The sequence below is a fragment of the Rhizobacter sp. P1_G5 genome (assembly GCF_056405435.1).
In genome coordinates this window covers 1-1,047 of record NZ_JBFUCB010001055.1, presented here as the reverse complement: position 1 = coordinate 1,047, position 1,047 = coordinate 1, and the positions used below count along the sequence as shown (strand labels likewise).

Below are 1,047 nucleotides of genomic sequence, written 5' to 3'. Positions count from 1 at the left end.
CTCCCAGGCCTCGGGGATCATCATCATCGCGGCATGCGCGAGCGAGTAGCCGCTCATCGTCAGCAGCTCGAGCGCGTTGTCGAAGGTGGCGGTGTCGGACTGCCCCTCGAAGGTGATCGGGTAGAGCTTGTTCAGGTCGTCACCGAGCACCGGCGACTTCATCACGCCTTCGCGGGCGCGCATCCAGTTGAAGTTGCCCTTGACGGTGTTGATCTCGCCGTTGTGCGCCACCATCCGGTACGGGTGGGCCAGCGGCCATTCGGGGAAGGTGTTGGTCGAGAAGCGCTGGTGCACCAGCGCGAGCGCCGACATCACGCGCGGATCCTGCAGGTCCTGGTAGTACTTGCCGACCTGGTCGGCCAGCAGCAGGCCCTTGTAGATGATGGTGCGGCAGCTCATGCTGGGCACGTAGTACTCGCGGCTGTGCGTGAGCTTCAAGCGCTGGATCGCGCTCGACGCCGTCTTGCGGATCACGTAGAGCTTGCGCTCGAGCGCGTCCTGCACGATCACGTCGGGTCCGCGGCCGATGAAGACCTGCCGGATGATCGGTTCCTTGGCGCGCACGGTGGGCGACATCGGCATCTCCGAGTCGACCGGCACCTCGCGCCAGCCCAGCAGCACCTGCCCTTCGGCCCGCACCGCGCGCTCCACCTCCTGCTCGCAGGCCAGGCGCGACGCGTGCTCCTTCGGCATGAAGATCATGCCGACGCCGTACTCGCCGGGCGGTGGCAGCACGACGCCTTGCACCGCCATCTCGGCGCGGTAGAACTCGTCAGGAATCTGGATCAGGATGCCGGCGCCGTCGCCCATCAGCTTGTCGGCACCGACCGCACCGCGGTGGTCGAGGTTCTCGAGGATCTTCAGGCCCTGCGCGACGATGCTGTGCGCCTTGTGGCCCTTGATGTGGGCGACGAAGCCGACGCCGCAGGCATCGTGCTCGTTCGCCGGGTCGTACAGGCCGTGCTCGGCCGATTGCTGCAGTTCAGCGGCGTCTGCGGAATCTGCGGGAGATGCCCCACCTTGGTCGGCCTGGGTCATGGCGTGCTC

The 1,047-nt window shown here is 66.8% G+C and carries 1 pseudogene; it reads right to left on the bottom strand.

The annotated features are described in order from the left end of the window. Window positions 1–1,038, bottom strand: a pseudogene (locus AC1D12_RS33940) (glutamate synthase subunit alpha); the annotation flags it as partial. Between the last annotated feature and the right edge of the window lie 9 nt (window positions 1,039–1,047).